Source organism: Microbacterium sp. LMX7-1.2 (assembly GCF_040675935.1).
In the GTDB taxonomy this organism is placed as follows: domain Bacteria; phylum Actinomycetota; class Actinomycetes; order Actinomycetales; family Microbacteriaceae; genus Microbacterium.
Map to the genome: position 1 here is coordinate 2520294 of NZ_JBEGIL010000001.1, position 18310 is coordinate 2538603.

An 18310-nucleotide genomic window follows, 5' to 3' on the forward strand; every position below is an offset into this window, starting at 1 on the left:
ACAAGAATGCCCTCCGTCACCGATCGGTGACGGAGGGCATCGTCGCTCGGGGCGCGTCAGTCGTGACGGTGCTCGCCCTCGTGGTTCTGGTGCTCGCCCTCGTGGTTCTGGTGCTCGCCCTCGTGGTTCTGGTGCTCGCCCTCGTGGTTCTGGTGCTCGCCCTCGTGGTTCTGGTGCTCGCCCTCGTGGTTCTGGTGCTCGCCCTCGTGGTTCTGGTGCTCACGCTCGGGGTGCTCGCTCTCGACCTGGTGCCCCTGCTCGTCATCCGCAGACGAACGGCCTTCAGCGGACGAAGCCGCCCCTGACGCCGAGTCGTCCTCCGCAGCCGAATCGTTCTCCTCAGCTGCGTCGCTGTCGGGTGTCCACGCGGGCACCTGGTCGATCACGCCCGTGCTCGCGACGGACCAGTGCGCGTCCTCGTTCGAGGTCTCGTCCTCGGACGCGTCGCCCGTAGCGCCTTCGGACGCGTCGCCCTCCTCGCCGTCGGCGCCGGCATCGGTGGACGCCGCGGCGTCGCCGAGCGGGTAGTCTGCCGGCTCATCGTCGTAGTAGGCGCGAGCGGCGGCGGCGAGCATGGACGTCACCGCCGCGGAGCGTGGATCGTCCCCCTCGGGGCGATCGTCCGATTCGTCGCCTCCGTCGGCGACGTCATCCTGCTCGCCGAGGTCGTCGAAGACCTCGACACCGGATGCCGCGGCGTCCGCCTCGCCCGTCGTCGGTGCGTCGGCGACCTCGGGGAGACGGTCCTCGTTCTCGTCCCCGGGCGCGGTCCCGGTGCCGAACAGGATGTCGTCGAAGGACTGCGTGGTCGCGCCTTCCTCAGCCGGGCGATCCTGCTCTTCGCCGGTGTCCGCGTCAGCGGCCTGCGCGGCGTCTGCATCCGGAGCCGCATCGGCGGTCACCGCCTCCGGGGCCACCGCAGAGGCTTCCGCTGTCGGTTCCGCCTGCGCCTCGACCGAAGCACCCGAGAGCGGGTCCACCGCAGCATCCTCATCCGCGACAGCATCCGCCTCAGCCGCAGCATCCGCGTCCGCCGCAGCATCCGCCGCGGAACCGGCATCCGCCTCCGAATCGGCATCCGTCTCCGGACCGGCTTCCGCCTCGACGACTGCAGGGGCAGCCTCCGACGGCGCCACGTACTCCGACGCCGCCGCGACCGCGCGCGGTCCGAGCGTCCCTCCGCGGACGAGCTCGATGAACACGTCCTCCAGCGTGGGTCCGCGCTGCACGAGCGTGCTGAGCGCGACGCCTGCCGAGGCGGCGATCGCACCGACGGTCTGCGCGTCCCCGCCGCGCACGCGGAGTCCGGAGCGCAGCACCTCGACCTCGAAGCCCGCGCTCGAGAGCGCAGTGCGCAGGGCGACGCGGTCGGCGGAGTCGACGACGACGGATCCGCCGGACGGGTCGGCGAGGGTCTCGATGCCGCTGGAGAGCACGAGCTGCCCCTTGGACAGCACGAGCACGTGGTCGGCCACCTGCTCGATCTCGCTGAGGACGTGGGAGGAGACGAGCACGGTGCGTCCCTCGTCCGCGAGGCGCCGCATCAGAAGACGCATCCACCGGATGCCCTCGGGGTCGAGTCCGTTCGCCGGTTCGTCGAACACGAGCGCGCCGGGGTCGCCGAGCAGGGCGTGCGCGACGCTCAGGCGCTGGCGCATGCCGAGGGAGAAGCTTCCGACGCGGCCCTCGGCCTCGTGCTCGAGACCCACGAGCGACAGCACCTCGTCGACGCGGGAGAGCGGGATGCCGTTGGCCTTGGCCGCGATGGTCAGGTGGCGTGCGGCGCTGCGGCGCGGTCGGTAGACGGTCTCCTCCAGCACGGAGCCGATCGTGCGCAGCGGGTGACGCAGCTCGGCGTAGGCGACGCCGCCGATCGTGGCGGTTCCGCTCGTGGGTCGCACCTGGCCGAGCAGGATGCGCAGAGACGTGGTCTTCCCGGCGCCGTTGGGGCCGAGGAACGCGGTGACGATCCCCGGCTCGACACGTGCGGAGAGGTCGGACACCGCCGTCACGTCATTGAAGCGCTTCGTCACGCGCGTGAACTCGAGCACCTGTCCGTCGGGCATCCGCGACCTCTCGTTGCAATGGGCGGTTCCGTCTATCCTGCCGGAAAAGCCGTCGGATCGCGCATTTACCGCAGGAACATGTGCAGAAGCAAGCCCTGGATGACGGGGTAGCCTGGCACGCGTGACCGCATCGACCGCCTCGCCCCGCGTCCTCGTCCGCACGGAAGGCGCGCTGGGTCGACTCACTCTCAACCGTCCCGAGGCCATCAACGCGCTCGACGTCGACATGATCCAGGCGCTCACGGCGGCGCTCGAGGCCTGGCGCGACGACACCGACGTGCAGATCGTGCTGATCGACGGCGAAGGCGACCGCGGCACGTGCGCGGGCGGCGATGTTCGGGCTCTCTACGACCAGATCGTCGCGGGCCAGGCGGACACGACGACGGAGTTCTTCCGCTCCGAGTACGCCCTGGACGCCATGATCGCGGAGTACCCCAAGCCGGTGGTCGCGCTGGCGGACGGCATCACGATGGGCGGCGGGATCGGCCTCACCGGCCACGCGGCGATCCGCATCGTCACGGAGCGGTCGAAGCTCGCGATGCCCGAGACGAGGATCGGCTTCACCCCCGATGTCGGCGGCACCTGGCTGCTCGGCCGCGCTCCCGGGCGCTTCGGGGAGTACTTCGGACTCACGGGCTCGACCATGAACGGGGCGGATGCCGTGCTGCTCGGCTTCGCCGACCACTTCGTCCCCTCGGATCGGCTCGGTGCGCTGCGCGAGGCCCTCGCGTACCGCGCCGACCCCACGGGGCCGGCGGAGATCGTGCTGCTGTTCGACGAGACACCCGACCCCTCGACGCTGCCGGCCTCCCGCGAGTGGATCGAGGACGCGTTCTCCGCCGACACGGTCGCGGAGATCGTCGCGCGGCTGCGCGCTCGCACCGAGTCGGATGCGGTCGCGACGGCCGATCTGCTCGAGACGCTCGCGCCGACCGCGCTCACCGTGACGCTCGACGCGGTGCGCGAGGCGCGGGGGATGCCGGGTCTCCGCGCGGCTCTGGAGGGGGAGTACCGCCGCGTGATGTGGTTCGTGCGGCACCATCCCGACCTCGTGGAGGGCATCCGCGCGCAGATCGTCGACAAGGATCGCGACCCGCATTGGAGTCCGGCGACGATCGCCGAGCTCGCGTCGGATGCGGGGGCGCCGGCCCGTTCGTTCGTCCCGGAGCGCTCGCTGTTCTAGGGGGTGCCGTCGGCCGGCCTTTGTTCGCCGCGGTGCAGAAAACCCCGGCCGGACCGGGGATCGGTTCGCTGTGAGCGAAGGTCCTCCCATAGGGGGATACGAATGTCGTCGGTTCGTGGCACTCTTGCATGTGCGCGATCGTCGGCCTGCGTCCGCCCGTCGGGAGATCCGCCGCGTCACCCTTCCTAGAAAGTCCGCCTGTGCTGGGAAAAATCCTCTTCCGCTATCTCCGCCGATACAAGTGGTTGCTCGTGGGCGTTCTGGTCTTCCAGTTCGCCAGCGCCATCGCCACGCTCTACCTCCCCCGTCTCAACGAAGACATCATCAACAAGGGCGTCGCGCAGTCCGACACCGATTACATCTGGCGCACCGGGCTGTTCATGCTCGCCGTGTCGCTCGGTCAGATCATCGCCTCGATCATCGCGACCTACTTCGCCGCCCGCGCGTCCATGGGAGCGGGGCGTGACATCCGCTCCGACGTCTTCGGCAAGGTGAGCGGCTTCTCCGAGCGCGAGGTCTCGCAGTTCGGCGCCGGTTCGCTCATCACCCGCAACACGAATGACGTGCAGCAGGTGCAGATGCTGGCGATGATGGGCGCGACGATGCTCGTCACCGCCCCGCTGCTCGCGATCGGCGGCATCATCTTCGCCGTGCAGACGAACGTCGGCCTCAGCTGGCTGATCGCCGTCTCGGTTCCGCTGCTGCTGGTCGTGGCGGGCTTGGTGGTCAGCCGCATGGTTCCGCTGTTCCGCAGCTATCAGGGCAAGCTCGACACCGTGAACCGCGTCATGCGCGAGCAGCTGACCGGCGTGCGCGTCGTCCGCGCGTTCGTCCGCGAGCGCATCGAGGAGGAGCGCTTCCGCGAGGCCAACACCGACATCATGGTCGTCGGCCGCAAGGTCGGCTCGCTGTTCGTCCTGCTGTTCCCGCTCTTCATGCTGATCCTCAACGTCACGGTCGTGGCGGTCGTGTGGTTCGGCGGCGTCGAGGTCAACAGCGGCACGGTGCAGGTCGGCACCATCTTCGCCTTCATGCAGTACATCGGCCAGATCATGGGCGGTGTCATCATGGCGAGCTTCATGGCGATCATGATCCCGCGCGCTGCCGTCTCGGCCGAGCGCATCGGCGAGGTGCTCGACACCGAGTCGAGCATGACTCGTCCGGCAGACGGCGTCACCGCGTTCCCGCGGCCTGGCTCCGTCGCCTTCGACGACGTCGAGTTCACCTACCCCGGCGCGGACTCTCCGGTTCTCACCGGTATCAGCTTCGGTGCCGAGCCGGGCGAGACCGTCGCGATCGTCGGGTCGACGGGCGCCGGAAAGACGACACTCGTCTCGCTCATCCCTCGACTGTTCGATGTCTCAGGCGGAGCGGTCTTCGTCGGCGGGACCGATGTGCGCACCGCCGACGTCGAGTCGCTGTGGGCGACCATCGGCCTCGTGCCGCAGCGTCCTTTCCTGTTCACCGGCACCGTCGCGTCGAACCTCCGGTACGGCCGGGAGGACGCGACGGACGAAGAGCTGTGGCATGCGCTCGAGATCGCCCAGGGGCGTGACTTCGTCGAGGAGATGCCCGATGGCCTCGAGTCGCGCATCACGCAGGGCGGCACGAACGTGTCCGGCGGTCAGCGTCAGCGTCTCGCGATCGCCCGTGCGATCGTGCGCCAGCCGCAGATCCTCGTGTTCGACGATTCCTTCTCGGCGCTCGACCTCACGACCGATGCGAGGCTCAGGCAGGCGCTGTGGCGCGAGCTGCCGCACGTCACCAAGATCGTCGTCGCACAGCGCGTCTCGTCGATCACGGATGCCGACCGCATCGTCGTCCTCGAGGGCGGCACGATGGTCGGGGTCGGCACCCATGAGGAGCTCCTCGAGACGAGCCCGACATACCGAGAGATCGTCGAATCGCAGTTGGGGGTCGACGCATGAGCGAGCAGAGCACGCCCACGTCCCGTCGCGGTCGCGCGCCGAAGGACGCGGCCGCCGCGACCGTCGAGCCGGAACTGACCGAGGACGAGAAGTACGAGGCAGAACTGGCCGAGCAGGCCCGTCAGAACGGCGGCGGCTGGGACAGCGTCGCGCCGGGCAAGGCCGACAACTTCGGCAAGAGCTTCAGCCGGATGATCGGTCTGCTGAAGCCGTCGGCGGTGTGGTTCGTCCTGGTGTCGATCGCGGGTGCCATCGGCGTGGTGCTGACCGTCGCCGCCCCGAAGGTGCTCGGCGAGGCCACGAACCTCATCTACAAGGGCTTCCTCTCGGTGCAGCTCGGGCAGACGAACGGGGGTATCCCCGGATTCCCCGCAGGTACCCCGCAAGAGGACGTGGTCGCCGCGCTGCGACAGGGTGGGCAGGACGACTTCGCGAACCAGGTGGCGGCACTCGGCAGCTTCCAGGTCGGTGACGGCGTCGACTTCGACGCGCTGCGGTGGGTCATCATCGCGGTGCTCGCGATCTACATCGTCGCGGCGTTCCTCAGCTGGATCCAGGGCTACGTCATCAACGTCATCATGGTGCGCACCATGTGGCGCCTGCGTGAGCAGGTCGAGGCGAAGATCAACCGCCTGCCGCTGTCGTACTTCGACAAGGTGCAGCGCGGTGACCTGATCTCGCGCGTCACGAACGACATCGACAACATCACGCAGACGATGCAGCAATCGCTGTCCGGGGCCATCACGGCCGTGCTCACCGTCGTGGGCGTGCTCGTGCTGATGTTCTCGATCTCGTGGCAGCTCGCACTCGTCGCGCTCGTCGCCCTCCCGCTCATGGGTGTGATCTTCGGCGTGATCGGTCCGCGGTCGCAGAAGGCCTTCGGCACGCAGTGGCGCAAGGTCGGTCGTCTCAACGCCCGTGTCGAGGAGGCCTTCTCGGGCCACGCTCTCGTCAAGGTGTTCGGCCGCGAGCAGGACGCGCTCGACAAGTTCAAGGACGAGAACGAGGAGCTCTTCCAGGCCAGCTTCAAGGCGCAGTTCCTCTCCGGCATCATCATGCCGGCGATGACCTTCGTCGGCAGCCTCACCTATGTCGGCATCGCGGTGCTTGGTGGCCTCATGGTCGCCAACGGCCAGCTGCGCCTCGGCGACGTGCAGGCATTCATCCAGTATTCGCAGCAGTTCACGCAGCCGCTGTCGGAGCTGGGCGGCATGGCCGCGGTCGTTCAGTCGGGCACCGCTTCGGCCGAGCGGGTGTTCGAGCTGCTCGACGCCCCGGAGCAGGAGGCAGACGCCGTCGACGCTCCGAAGCTCGACGAGGGCAAGGGCGTCGTCGAGTTCGAGAACGTGGCGTTCTCGTACACGCCGGAGCGTCCGCTCATCACGGATCTGTCGTTCCGCGTCGAACCCGGTCAGACGGTCGCGATCGTCGGCCCGACCGGCGCGGGCAAGACGACGTTGGTCAACCTGATCATGCGGTTCTACGAGCTGAACGGCGGGCGCATCCTGCTCGACGGTCAGGACATCGCGGAGATCACCCGTGAGGATCTGCGGTCGCGCACCGGCATGGTGCTGCAGGACCCGTGGCTGTTCGCAGGGTCGATCCGCGAGAACATCCGGTACGGGAGGTCGTCCGCGACCGACGACGAGGTGTACGAGGCGGCCAAGGCGACCTACGTCGACCGTTTCGTGCACGCGCTCCCGGACGGGTACGACACCGTGCTCGACGAGGACGCGTCGAACGTCTCGGCCGGCGAGCGCCAGCTCATCACGATCGCCCGCGCGTTCGTGGCGCAGCCGTCGATCCTGATCCTCGACGAGGCGACGTCTGCCGTCGACACGCGCACCGAGCTGCTTCTGCAGAACGCGATGGCTGCGCTCCGTCAGGGACGCACGTCGTTCGTGATCGCGCACCGTCTGTCGACCATCCGCGACGCCGACCTCATCCTCGTGATGGAGCACGGCGACATCGTCGAGAAGGGCACGCACGACGAGCTCATCGCCGCGCAGGGTGCGTACTGGCGCCTCTACCAGTCGCAGTTCGAGCAGGCCGCGACCGACATCGACGCGGAAGAGGCCCTCACCGGCACCACGCCCGTCGTCGTGAGCGGCGAAGCCGAAGAGCAGACAGCGGCCCAGGTGGGCGCTTCCGTCGGAGCGCAGCAGCCGGTCGCCGAAGCCGCGGCAGCGAAAGCCGTGGTCGAGCGCCCGGACGGCGACTCACAGACCTGAGCAGGAACACGAGAGCGCCGCGTCCCTCCCGGGGCGCGGCGCTCTCGCGTCCGCGGTCAGCGCATCGACGGGGCTGAGTCAGCGCTGGGCTTCGGTGAGGCCGAAGAGTTCGAGCGGATGCGTGAGACGCCACCAGGGACTCGGCCCGTCGACATCCTCCGCGAGGCTGAGGGGCGTCACCACGGAGTTGAGAGGCCCGGACACGAGCAGCGTTCCCGCCTCGTCGCCACCCTCCCGGCGATCGCCGAGATCGAAGGTCGGGGTCGCCTGCGCGCCCACGCCGTTCCACAGGATGATGGGGGTGTCGGCATCCGCGACGATGTCCACCGTCTCGCCCCACAACGTCGTCACGGTGCCGATCACGGCATCCTTCTCGACCGCGGGTTCCTGTGCCGCGAGTGCGGCCTCGACCTGGGCGAACAGGGCACGCGTCTCGGACAGACGCTGCTCGTCATCCACCTGCCCCAGCACCGCCGCGTACATCCGGACGGTCGTGTCGTCGACCACGATGTCCTTCGCCGTGAGGAGGTTCCAGCTGTCGCCGAGCGTGCCGGTCTTGACGCCGACGACACCGGCGTCGGCCAGCATCCCGTTCGTGTTGACGACCGTTCCCGCCCCGGGCAGGTCCACCGACGGCGTGCTCACGATGCTCGCGAACACGGGATTTTGCATCGCGCGCTCGGCCAGAGCGATCAGCGATGCCGGGGTCGCCGTGTTGCGCTCGTCGAACCCGGACGGCGTGGCGATCGTGATCCCGTCGAGGCCGCGATCCCGCAGCCACACCGTCGCCGCCGAGGCGAACGCCTCATCCGATCCCCAAATCTCTCGGGCGAGACGGTCGATGTAGTTGTTCGCCGATCCCAGCAGGGTGCCCTGCAGCATCTGGTACTCGGTGAGCGTTCCGCCGACGGGCACGTCGAGCGCGGACTGATCGGACCGGCGGTACTGCCAGTAGGCCTGGTTGTCGGCACGCGTGAACGCGAACTCGGGCCCCTGCTCCCCGACGGCGAGCGGCATGCGGTCGAGCACCATGAGGCTCGAGACGACCTTCGTGACGCTCGCGATCACGGCCGGGTCGAGGGAGGATGCGGTCGTGCCGAGTCCGCCGATGCCGACGGCGGCACTGCCCTGCGCGGGCCAGAGGATCTCCGCCGGTGCGGGTGCCGTCGGCGTGAAGGTGGCGGCCTGCACGGTCGGCGGCAGCTCATGCAACGGCCACAGCATGGTCGCCCCCGCGTAGGTGCCCAGGAGTCCGAGAAGGGCGCCGATGGGCACGAGGATGCCGGGGCTCGCCGCCCGAGAACGCAGCCGCGCGCCCCGCAGCAGAGTGCTGGCCGCCTCCGGATCCGCGTCCAGCGTGAGAGGTCCGGTCGACGTGAGCTCCGCGACCTCGAGCGGGTCGACCCAGGTGAGAGCCGTGCCGCCTGACCCGGCCGCGGCCCATCGGGTCTCCGGGGCGCTCTCGGCGCCGGAAGGCTCAGCCTCGGCGGTCTCCACCGGCGGGCGCGTCAGCACCGACGTCGCGTCCGTGGGCGACGTGTCCGGGGCGGCCTCAGGGGAGTGCGGAGCGGTCACCCCCTCACGGTACCCAATCCCGGCACGGAATCCCGGCGCTGCGGGCCGACGAGACAGGAGTGTCGAACCCGGCTAGGATCGAGAGCACAACCACGGGAGTCCGGCGAGCCGGGCTGAGAGGGAGCGAATCGCGCTTCGACCGTCGAACCTGATCTGGGTCATGCCAGCGCAGGGAGGAGCATTCAATGAGCACATCCACGTCCGGATCCACCACGGAATCCGCTGCCATCAGCGCGTCCGCGAAGGGACTCGGCCGCCCCGAGCTCTGGCGCTGGCGGGTCGTCGACATCGTCGTCGCCAGCGTCATCGCCGTCGCGTGCGCCCTGATCTTCCTGCTCTGGAACGTCGGCTACGAGGTGCCGAGCAGCATCCTGAAGCCGCTGCTGCCGGGTGTGCAGGGATTGCTGGCCGGACCGTGGCTCATCGCCGGCGTCCTCGGCGCACTTATCATCCGCAAGCCGGGCGCCGCGCTGTACACCGAGCTCGTGGCCGCGATCATCTCCGCACTCGTCGGCAACGCCTGGGGTCCGCTCACGATCGTGTCGGGTCTCGTGCAGGGTCTCGGCGCCGAGCTGATCTTCCTCGTCTTCCTGTACGGCGTGTGGCGTCTGCCGGTGGCCATGCTCGCGGGCGCCGGCGCGGGCCTCGCGTGCGGCATCAACGACCGCATCCTCTGGTACGCGGGCGCCGACACGCTCTTCACGACGGTGTACATCGTGTCGACGACGATCTCGGGGGCGATCATCGCCGGCCTCGGAGCCTGGCTCATCGCCCGAGGTCTCGCCGCGACCGGAGCGCTCAGCCGGTTCGCCGCCGGGCGTGAGGTCACCGCACGCGTGTGACCGCGCCGGGGACTCCGGCCGCCCTCGACGCCCGCGGCTGGGGGTGGCGGTATGCGACGCGTCGCCGCTGGGCCGTGCGCGACATCGATCTGCGCATCGAGCCGGGGGAGCGCGTGCTGCTGCTCGGCGCCTCCGGCTCGGGCAAGTCGACCCTGCTGCAGGGCTTCGGCGGCGTGCTCGGCGGTGCTGACGAGGGGGAGACCCTCGGGGCGCTGTTCGTCGACGGGCGCGCGCCGACCGAGGCGCGGGGCCGCGTCGGCATGGTCCTGCAGGATCCGGACACCCAGACGATCCTCGCGCGGGTCGGTGACGACGTCGCGTTCGGCTGCGAGAACCTGGGCGTCCCACGCGAGGAGATCTGGCAGCGGGTGCGGCAGGCGCTGGATGCCGTCGAGCTCGACGTCGACCTCGACCGGTCGACCGCTGCGCTGTCGGGCGGGCAGAAGCAGCGCCTCGCCCTGGCCGGCGTGCTCGCGATGCGACCCGGAGCGATCCTGCTCGACGAGCCGACCGCCAATCTCGACCCCGAGGGCGTCGCGGACGTGCGGGATGCCGTCGCGTCGGCCCTCGATGCCACGGGAGCGACACTCGTCGTGATCGAGCACCGCATCGACGTGTGGCTGCCGCTCGTGACCCGCGTGATCGTCCTCGGCGCGGAAGCCGAGGGGACGGTCGTGCTCGCCGACGGCTCCCCGGACGAGGTTCTCGGGGCGCGCGGCGCCGAGCTCGCGGCATCCGGCGTCTGGGTGCCCGGTCATCCGCCTCGTGTGCCGGCACCGCCGTCGTCCGCACCCGGCCCAGTGCTGCTCGAGGCCCGAGAGCTGGAGGTCGCACGCCGACGCGGACTCGCCGTCGCCGGCCCGTTCGACCTCGACGTGCGTGCGGGCGAGGTGCTCGGCGTGACCGGACCGAACGGCGCGGGCAAATCGACCCTGGGACTCACGCTCGCGGGTCTCCTCCCGGCCGAGCGCGGCCGGGTCGAGGCGCAGCCGGTGCTCGCGGACGGAGCCGGACCCGATCCGATGCGCTGGAGCTCACGCGCCCTGCTCACGCGCATCGCCACCGTGCTGCAGACGCCCGAGCATCAGCTGCTCGCGAAGACCGTGCGCGAGGAGCTCGCGGTGGGGCCCCGGGCCCTGCGACTGCCCGACGCGGAGGCCGCCGCGCGCACGGACGACCTGCTCGACCGGCTACGGCTCCGCGCTCTCGCCGACGCGAACCCCTACACGCTCTCCGGAGGCGAGAAACGGCGGCTCACGGTCGCTGCCGCACTCGCCACACGTCCGCGGATGCTCGTGCTCGACGAACCGACGTTCGGACAGGATGCCGCGACCTGGGCCGAGCTCGTGGGCCTCATCGCCCGCCTGCGCGACGAGGGCACCGCCGTCGTCGCGATCAGCCACGACGAGGCCGTGCTGTCGGCGCTGCACGCACGGCGGATCGAGGTCGGGCGATGATCGACCCTCTCACGGCGCGGATAGAGCGCCCCGGCCCCATCGCCCCGCGGTCGGCGCTGGCGAAGCTCGCAGCGGCGCTGCTGATCGCGCTGCCGCTCGTGCTCACGATCGATGTCGTCTCCGCCGCCGTGGCGCTGCTGCTGGAGATCCCGCTGCTCGTGCTCGCGGGTCTTCGCGCCCGGGAGTTCTGGACCCGCACGGCCGTGCTGTGGATCGCAGCGCCCCTCGGGGCGGTCACGATCGCGCTCTACGGCGCCACGAGCGGCACGATCCACTTCGAGTGGCTGGTCATGCGGGTGAGCGACGGCTCCCTGGCGCTCGCCGCGGCGACAGCGGTGCGCGTGCTCGCGATCGGCTTGCCCGCGGTGGTGCTGTTCGTCACCGTCGATCCGACCGATCTGGCGGACGATCTCGCGCAGCGGCTGCGCCTCCCGGCGCGCTTCGTGGTCGGGGCGCTCGCGGGGATGCGGATGCTCGGCCTGCTCGTCGACGACTGGCGCGCGCTGTCCCTGGCCCGACGGGCGCGCGGCGTCGCGGACGAAGGCCGTGTGCGGCGGGCGTTCGGCATGGCCTTCGCCCTGTTCGTGCTGGCGATCCGACGCGGCTCGTCCCTCGCGACCGCGATGGAGGCCCGGGGGTTCGGCGGCCCCGGCATCCGCTCGTGGGCTCGGGAGTCGCGCTGGGATCGACGGGACACAGCCCTCGTGCTCGTCGCCGCCGTGATCCCCGTCACGGCGCTCACCGTGGCCGTGCTCACGGGATCGTGGAACTTCATCCTCGGCCCCACGGCCTGAGCGGTCCCGACCGCCTGGTATCATCGAGGTAACCCAAGGGGAGTACTCCGCCACGGGCGGCTCGTCATTACGGATGTCTCTGCATCCCGGGTCCCCGGTCCTCGTCCACGAGGATGGAGAAGACCTTGGCGTCGACATCGTCACGCCCTCGTCTGGAGAACCCTGTGGAAATCACCCCCCTCGTGTGGATCATCACGCTCCTCGTCACGATCGCCTTCTTCGTGTACGAGTTCTTCGCGCACGTCCGCACCCCGCATGAACCCACCGTGGGCGAGTCCGCCCGCTGGTCGGCGTTCTACATCGGCCTCGCGCTGCTGTTCGGAGTCGGCATCGGCGTCGTCTCCGGATGGAAGTTCGGCGGCGAGTACTTCGCCGGCTACCTGACCGAGAAGGCGCTGTCGATCGACAACCTCTTCGTGTTCCTCATCGTGATGACCGGCTTCGCTGTGCCGAAGATCTACCAGCAGAAGGTGCTGATGATCGGCATCGTGATCGCGCTCGTCATGCGCGGCGCGTTCATCGCGGTCGGCGCGGCGCTGATCGAGAACTTCTCCTGGATCTTCTACCTGTTCGGCGCCCTGCTGCTCGTGCTCGCGTACCGTCAGGCATTCGTCGACGGCGACCACAACCCCGCCGACGGCCGGTTCATGCGCTTCGTCCGCCGCATCCTCCCGGTGAGCGACCAGTACGAGGGCGACCGCCTCACCGTCAAGAAGGACGGCCGCCGCTTCGTCACCCCGATGTTCCTCGTGATCATCGCGATCGGCTTCGTCGACCTGATCTTCGCGGTCGACTCGATCCCCGCGATCTACGGGCTCACGGAGGAGGCGTACATCGTCTTCACGGCCAACGCGTTCGCGCTCATGGGCCTCCGTCAGCTGTACTTCCTCATCGGCGGACTGCTGCAGAAGCTCGTCTACCTCGCCCAGGGCCTCGCCGTGATCCTCGCCTTCATCGGCGTCAAGCTGGTGCTGCACGCCATGCACGTCAACGAGCTGCCGTTCATCAACGGCGGCGAGCCGATGCTGTGGGCCCCCGAGATCCCGATCTGGTTCTCGCTCGTGTTCATCGGGCTGACGATCGCCGTCGCGACCGTCGCGAGCCTCATGAAGTCCCGCGCCGACGAGCGGCGCGCGGCGCTCGCGCCCGCGACGGCTCCCACGACCGACTCCGCCCGCACGACCGACGGCACCCTCCCGACCGACACCGCCCTCACGACCGACACAGACAAGGATCACTCGTGAACCAGTCGCGCCGCTCCGACGCGTCCGCAGACCCTGACAGACCCGGCGCCCGACTGACCTCGGGCACCCCCGCACCGCAGGAGCCGGTCCGATGACCGCCGACCTGCTGTGGAACATCGCGCTGGTCCTCGTGTTCGTGCTGGTCGGCGGCGTCTTCGCCGCGACCGAGATGGCGCTCGTGACGCTCCGCGAGAGCCAGATCAACGCGATCGCGGCACGCGGTCGTCGTGGAGCGAAGGTTGCGGGCCTCGCCCGCAACCCGAACACGTTCCTGTCGGCCGTGCAGATCGGCGTGACCGTGGCCGGGTTCGCGTCGGCCGCGTACGGCGCCACCTCGATCGCCCCTTCGGTCGCTCCGCTGCTCCAGTCGTGGGGTCTCGACCAGCAGCTGTCCTTCACGCTCGCGACGGTCATTCTCACCCTGCTGATCGCGTACCTCTCGCTCGTGCTCGGCGAGCTCGTGCCCAAGCGCCTCGCGATCCAGCGCAACGCGCAGTTCGCCTATGCGGTCGCCCCCGTGCTGGACGGCTTCGCGACCGTCATGCGGCCCGTCATCTGGCTGCTGTCGGTCTCGACCAACGCGCTCGTGCGCCTGCTCGGCGGTGATCCGCACAAGACGGCCGACGAGCTGAGCGAGGAGGAGCTGCGCGACATCGTCGCGACGCACCAGAGCCTGCCCGACGACGAGCGCCGCATCCTCGACGACGTGCTGTCGCTGCGCGATCGCCAGGTGAGCGAGGTCATGCGCCCGCGCCCGGAGGTCGTCGCGCTCGACGCCGCCGCTCCGTTGGCCGAGGCGATCGTGCAGGTCACCGAGCTGCCGTTCTCGCGCTACCCCGTGGTCGACACCTCGATCGACGACATCGTCGGCTTCGTGCACGTGCGCGACCTGTTCGAGGCGGCGTCGGCGGACGCGGGCCGCACGGTCGAGACGCTCACCCGGCCCGTCGAGTATCTGCCGTCGACCGCGCGCGTGCTGCCCACGCTGACCCGCATGCGGGCGGCGGGCCACCAGATCGCGGTCGTGGTCGACGAGTACGGCGGTACCGACGGCATCGTGACGCTCGAGGACCTCGTGGAGGAGGTCGTCGGCGAGATCTTCGACGAGTACGACCCGGAGGAGCGGATGCCCGCGGCTGGCGGCCCTCTCGACGGGCGCCTCAATCTGCAGGACTTCGCCGAGATCACGGGAATCGTCCTGCCTCGCGGAGCGTCCGACACCGTCGCCGGCTTCGTCACGGAGATGCTCGGCCGCCTCGCCGTCGTGGGCGACTCCGTCGAGGTGCCCGGTGCGACGATCCACGTCACCGGCATCGACCGCCGCCGGATCTCGGAGATCCGGGTCGCGGTGCACGAGAACGACGCGGATGCCGGAGGCGAAGCGCCTGCGTAGGTACACACGCCTGGCGCAGGGAGCCGAGCCGCAGGCGGGTGAGCGACGACGTGTAGCGTGGGCGGCGTGACAGCGAGCCTCTCCCTTCCCGCATCCACCGCCGCACCGCTTCGGGGAGGTCCGGTCCTCCGCTGGGGCGTATTAGGGCCCGGCGAGATCGCCTCGGCGTTCACGAAGGCGCTGCACGATCACACGGACCAGCGCGTCGTCGCGGTCGGCTCGCGCTCGGAGGAGCGTTCGGCCCCGTTCGCTGCGGACCACGGTGTGGAGCGCAGCCACGCATCGTACAAGAACCTGCTCTCCGATCCGAGCGTCGACATCGTGTACATCGCGACCCCGAACAACGTGCACCGCGACCACGCTCTGGCGGCGATCGCCGCGGGGAAGCACGTCCTGGTAGAGAAGCCCATCGCCATGGACGCGGCGCAGGCGCGAGAGATCGCGATGGCGGCGCGGGATGCCGGTGTGTTCGCGATGGAGGCGATGTGGACGCGGTTCCAGCCGAAGTCCACCGTGATCGCTCGGCTGCTGGACGACGGCGCGCTCGGCAACGTCACGTTCGCCTCCGCGACTCTCGGATCGCGGTTCCCGCAGCACGTCGAGCGGATCTGGGATCCGCGGCTCGGAGGCGGCAGCCTGCTCGACCTCGGCACCTACTCGGTCTGGTGGACGCAGTTCGCGTTGGGCACGCCGACGGCCGTGAGTGCTGTCGGCTCGCTGGGGGCGACGGGCGTCGACGTGCAGGCCGTGATCTCCCTCACCTACCCCGGGGCGCAGGGAGTGAGCGTCTCCGGAGCTCTCGCCACCCTCGACAACACCGGCGTGATCGCCGGCACTGAGGGGCTGCTCACGAGCGCCCACTTCCTCGCCCCCGGGGGCTTCGTGCTCTCGACGGGCGGGCGCACGCTCGAGTACGAGGACCCCTCAGGTCTGGTGTGGCGTGACGGGCTGTGCTGGCAGGCGGCAGCCATCGCCGGGCACATCGCCGACGGGCGCACCGAGGCGCCCGAGCATCCGCTGGCGGCGTCGATCGCCGTCATGGAGACGCTGGACGCCGCCCGCGCCGCCCTCGGCTACGCCTTCTGAGCTGCCCCGGTCACGTCTCGTTCCAGAGCCGGCGGTAGTAGTCGAGGCGCACGGGGTCGGGCTCGACGCCGTAGGCCGCGATGAGCGCGTCCACCCACCCGGGACCGTAGTTCCACTCGGTGCTCATGGACGCCACGGCGATGTCGGCCCACCGATCGGCGACGCCGAGCGCTGCGAGGTCGACGTGTGCGAGAGGCAGACCATCGTCGTCGAGCAGGGTGTTCGGCACGCAGGCGTCGCCATGGCACACGACCAGGCGGTCCACAGGAGGGGGAGTGCGCAGCTCGGCCGGCACGCGGATGCCGCGGTCGCTGGCGTTCGCGATGCGGGTCGCCGGATCCCACGACCACGGGCACTCCGCGACGGGGAGCGCGTCGTGCAGATTCCTGAGGGCGATGCCGACGGCGCGGACTGCTGTCGCGGGTTCGTCGATCCAGCGCGGGTCGACCGCGCTGCGCCCCGGCAGTGCCGCCGTCACGAGCCACTCCTGCGCGGCATCCTCGCCCTGCTCGAGGACCTCGGGCACCGGCGTCCAGCGGCGCGCCCACCGCATCCGCTCGGCCTCGTGCCGCATCGTCGCCTCGGGGTCGCGCGGCCCCCACTTGATGTAGCGTCCGTCATCGGTGCGGAACGTCAGCCCGCCGATGCCGTTCCGCCAGACCGGGGTGAGCCGTGCGCCGGCGGCGAGGGCGTGCACGATCACGGGGACGTCGACGTCGCCTGCCGGGATGCTCATGCCTCCATCCTGCCCGGCAGTTCGCTCGCGCGCGCGGTGCGCCCGTGTCCTAGGCTCGGACCGATCACCCGGCGCGACGACCTCGCTCGGGATGAAACCGGGAATCAGTTAGGCTGAAACCCAGTCGCACACGTTCGAAGGAGAACCGCATGCAGATCCAGGGTTCGAGCGCTCTCATCACGGGAGGCGCCTCCGGGCTGGGACTCGCGACCGCCCGAGCGCTCACCGCCGCCGGAGCCGTCGTCACTATCCTCGACCTCCCCTCCTCCGCCGGGGCCGAACTCGCACGGGAACTCGGTGGCGCATTCGCACCCGGCGACGTCACGAGCCCCGAGGACGCGGCGGCAGCCGTCTCCGCAGCCCAGACCGCCGCACCGCTGCGGATCGTCGTGAACTGCGCGGGTATCGCCCCGCCCGCCAAGGTCCTCGACCGTGAGGGCGCCCCCGCCGTGCTCGCCGACTTCGAGCGCATCGTGCGCATCAACCTCGTCGGCACCTTCAACGTCCTGTCGCAGGCCGCCGCCGTGATCGCGAAGAACGACTCGACCGAGGGCGGCACCCGCGGCGTCATCGTGAACACCGCGAGCGTCGCCGCGTTCGACGGGCAGATCGGACAGCCCGCGTACTCCGCGTCGAAGGGCGGAGTGCACGCCATGACGCTGCCCGTGGCGCGGGAGCTCGCGCGTTACGGCATCCGCGTCTGCACGATCGCGCCCGGCATCATGGAGACTCCCATGCTCATGGGGCTGCCGCAGGAGGCGCAGGACTCGCTCGGCACGCAGGTGCCGTTCCCCTCGCGGCTCGGCCGCCCCGCGGAGTACGCCTCGCTCGTGCAGCAGATCGTCGAGAACGACTACCTCAACGGCGAGACGATCCGCCTCGACGGCGCGATCCGCATGGCGCCGAAGTGACCTCCGATCCCGCAACCTCAGGAGAACCCATGTCCCTCGCCGGAAAGACCATCCTCATGTCGGGCGGCAGCCGCGGAATCGGCCTCGCGATCGCCCTGCGCGCCGCCGCCGACGGCGCGAACATCGCCATGCTCGCGAAGACCGACACCCCGCATCCGAAGCTCGAGGGCACGATCCACACGGCCGCCGAGCAGATCCGCGCGGCCGGCGGCCAGGCGCTGCCGATCGTGGGCGACGTGCGCGACGACGACGACATCACCGAGGCCGTGCTCAAGACGCAGGGCGAGTTCGGCGGCATCGACATCGTCATCAACAACGCCAGCGTGATCGACCTGTCGCGTTCGCTCGACCTCGGCGCCAAGAAGTACGACCTCATGCAGGATGTCAACGTGCGCGGCACGTTCATGCTGTCGCGCGCTGCCGTGCCGATCCTCAAGGATGCCGAGAACCCGCACATCCTGTCGCTCTCCCCGCCCCTCAACCCGACGCCGAAGTGGCTCGGCGCGCACACCGGGTACACGCTCGCGAAGTTCGGCATGACGATGGTCACGCTCGGTCTCGCCGCGGAGTTCGCGCGCGACGGCATCGCCGCGAACACGCTGTGGCCGCGCACGACGATCGCGACCGCCGCGGTACAGAACCTCCTCGGCGGCGACAAGGTCATGGCCGCGAGCCGCACGGCCGACATCTACGCCGATGCGGCGTACGCCGTGCTCACGAAGCCCGCGGCGGGCTACACGGGCCAGACGCTCATCGTGGAGGACGTGCTCGAGGCTGACGGGGTCACCGACTTCTCGGGCTACGCCGCGATCCCCGGAACCCCTGACGACCGGCTCTTCCCGGATATCTTCCTCGACTGAAGGC

14 protein-coding genes and 1 riboswitch are annotated in these 18310 nt (G+C 70.1%); of the genes, 11 read left to right on the top strand and 3 right to left on the bottom strand.

The annotated features are described in order from the left end of the window. Positions 1-56: 56 nt before the first annotated feature. Positions 57-2066, bottom strand: a complete 2010-nt coding sequence (locus MRBLMX7_RS12330; RefSeq protein ID WP_363368909.1) for an ATP-binding cassette domain-containing protein — start codon at positions 2064-2066, stop codon at positions 57-59. 121 nt (positions 2067-2187) lie between these two features. Here MRBLMX7_RS12330 and MRBLMX7_RS12335 point away from each other — a divergent pair, with 121 nt between their 5' ends. The 3 genes from MRBLMX7_RS12335 (at position 2188) to MRBLMX7_RS12345 (ending at position 7408) form a co-directional block, all read left to right on the top strand. After that, positions 2188-3249 carry an enoyl-CoA hydratase/isomerase family protein gene (locus tag MRBLMX7_RS12335; RefSeq protein WP_363368911.1) on the top strand — a complete coding sequence of 354 codons (1062 nt, stop codon included), beginning with the start codon at positions 2188-2190 and terminating at the stop codon, positions 3247-3249. A 200-nt stretch (positions 3250-3449) separates the two neighbouring features. Beyond that, positions 3450-5177: an ABC transporter ATP-binding protein gene (locus tag MRBLMX7_RS12340; RefSeq protein WP_363368913.1), complete on the top strand. Its 1728-nt coding sequence runs from the start codon at positions 3450-3452 to the stop codon at positions 5175-5177. Next, a complete protein-coding gene (locus tag MRBLMX7_RS12345) occupies positions 5174-7408 on the top strand; it encodes an ABC transporter ATP-binding protein (RefSeq protein WP_363368915.1) in 2235 nt (744 codons plus the stop codon). Before MRBLMX7_RS12340 ends, MRBLMX7_RS12345 begins: the two co-directional genes overlap by 4 nt. Positions 7409-7486: 78 nt before the next feature. On the opposite strand, the gene MRBLMX7_RS12350 is transcribed toward MRBLMX7_RS12345, so the two are convergent. Further along, positions 7487-8983: a D-alanyl-D-alanine carboxypeptidase family protein gene (locus MRBLMX7_RS12350; RefSeq protein WP_363368917.1), complete on the bottom strand. Its 1497-nt coding sequence runs from the start codon at positions 8981-8983 to the stop codon at positions 7487-7489. An 82-nt stretch (positions 8984-9065) separates the two neighbouring features. Further along, positions 9066-9175: riboswitch (TPP riboswitch) on the top strand. Here MRBLMX7_RS12350 and MRBLMX7_RS12355 point away from each other — a divergent pair. From MRBLMX7_RS12355 to MRBLMX7_RS12380, 6 genes are all read left to right on the top strand, one after another. Further along, entirely contained in the window at positions 9169-9825 is a 657-nt protein-coding gene (locus tag MRBLMX7_RS12355) for an ECF transporter S component (protein ID WP_363368919.1), read from the top strand. Its footprint overlaps the riboswitch before it by 7 nt. Then, a complete protein-coding gene (locus MRBLMX7_RS12360) occupies positions 9822-11282 on the top strand; it encodes an ABC transporter ATP-binding protein (protein WP_363368921.1) in 1461 nt (486 codons plus the stop codon). The genes MRBLMX7_RS12355 and MRBLMX7_RS12360 overlap by 4 nt, the downstream gene beginning before the upstream one ends. Further along, positions 11279-12076: an energy-coupling factor transporter transmembrane component T family protein gene (locus tag MRBLMX7_RS12365; RefSeq protein WP_363368923.1), complete on the top strand. Its 798-nt coding sequence runs from the start codon at positions 11279-11281 to the stop codon at positions 12074-12076. Before MRBLMX7_RS12360 ends, MRBLMX7_RS12365 begins: the two co-directional genes overlap by 4 nt. Positions 12077-12240: 164 nt before the next feature. After that, positions 12241-13320, top strand: a complete 1080-nt coding sequence (locus tag MRBLMX7_RS12370; RefSeq protein WP_363368926.1) for a TerC family protein — start codon at positions 12241-12243, stop codon at positions 13318-13320. Between the two features lie 91 nt (positions 13321-13411). Next, positions 13412-14713, top strand: a complete 1302-nt coding sequence (locus MRBLMX7_RS12375) for a hemolysin family protein (protein ID WP_363368928.1) — start codon at positions 13412-13414, stop codon at positions 14711-14713. A 66-nt stretch (positions 14714-14779) separates the two neighbouring features. Next, positions 14780-15799: a Gfo/Idh/MocA family protein gene (locus tag MRBLMX7_RS12380; RefSeq protein ID WP_363368929.1), complete on the top strand. Its 1020-nt coding sequence runs from the start codon at positions 14780-14782 to the stop codon at positions 15797-15799. Positions 15800-15809: 10 nt separating this feature from the next. Here MRBLMX7_RS12380 and MRBLMX7_RS12385 read toward each other — a convergent pair whose 3' ends face one another. Next, positions 15810-16535 carry an aminoglycoside 3'-phosphotransferase gene (locus tag MRBLMX7_RS12385; RefSeq protein ID WP_363368930.1) on the bottom strand — a complete coding sequence of 242 codons (726 nt, stop codon included), beginning with the start codon at positions 16533-16535 and terminating at the stop codon, positions 15810-15812. A gap of 149 nt (positions 16536-16684) precedes the next feature. Between MRBLMX7_RS12385 and MRBLMX7_RS12390 the strand changes: the two genes are divergently transcribed. Further along, positions 16685-17446 carry an SDR family NAD(P)-dependent oxidoreductase gene (locus MRBLMX7_RS12390; RefSeq protein WP_363368932.1) on the top strand — a complete coding sequence of 254 codons (762 nt, stop codon included), beginning with the start codon at positions 16685-16687 and terminating at the stop codon, positions 17444-17446. A 29-nt stretch (positions 17447-17475) separates the two neighbouring features. Continuing rightward, positions 17476-18306, top strand: a complete 831-nt coding sequence (locus MRBLMX7_RS12395) for an SDR family oxidoreductase (RefSeq protein ID WP_363368934.1) — start codon at positions 17476-17478, stop codon at positions 18304-18306. Positions 18307-18310 lie beyond the last annotated feature (4 nt).

Bases quoted from the DNA above. Each gene is read 5' to 3' on its own strand.
- MRBLMX7_RS12330 (WP_363368909.1), bottom strand. From the start codon at position 2,066: ATGCCCGACGGACAGGTGCTCGAGTTCACGCGCGTGACGAAGCGCTTC.
- MRBLMX7_RS12345 (WP_363368915.1), top strand. From the start codon at position 5,174: ATGAGCGAGCAGAGCACGCCCACGTCCCGTCGCGGTCGCGCGCCGAAG.
- MRBLMX7_RS12355 (WP_363368919.1), top strand. From the start codon at position 9,169: ATGAGCACATCCACGTCCGGATCCACCACGGAATCCGCTGCCATCAGC.
- MRBLMX7_RS12365 (WP_363368923.1), top strand. From the start codon at position 11,279: ATGATCGACCCTCTCACGGCGCGGATAGAGCGCCCCGGCCCCATCGCC.
- MRBLMX7_RS12375 (WP_363368928.1), top strand. From the start codon at position 13,412: ATGACCGCCGACCTGCTGTGGAACATCGCGCTGGTCCTCGTGTTCGTG.
- MRBLMX7_RS12385 (WP_363368930.1), bottom strand. From the start codon at position 16,535: ATGAGCATCCCGGCAGGCGACGTCGACGTCCCCGTGATCGTGCACGCC.
- MRBLMX7_RS12390 (WP_363368932.1), top strand. From the start codon at position 16,685: ATGCAGATCCAGGGTTCGAGCGCTCTCATCACGGGAGGCGCCTCCGGG.
- MRBLMX7_RS12395 (WP_363368934.1), top strand. From the start codon at position 17,476: ATGTCCCTCGCCGGAAAGACCATCCTCATGTCGGGCGGCAGCCGCGGA.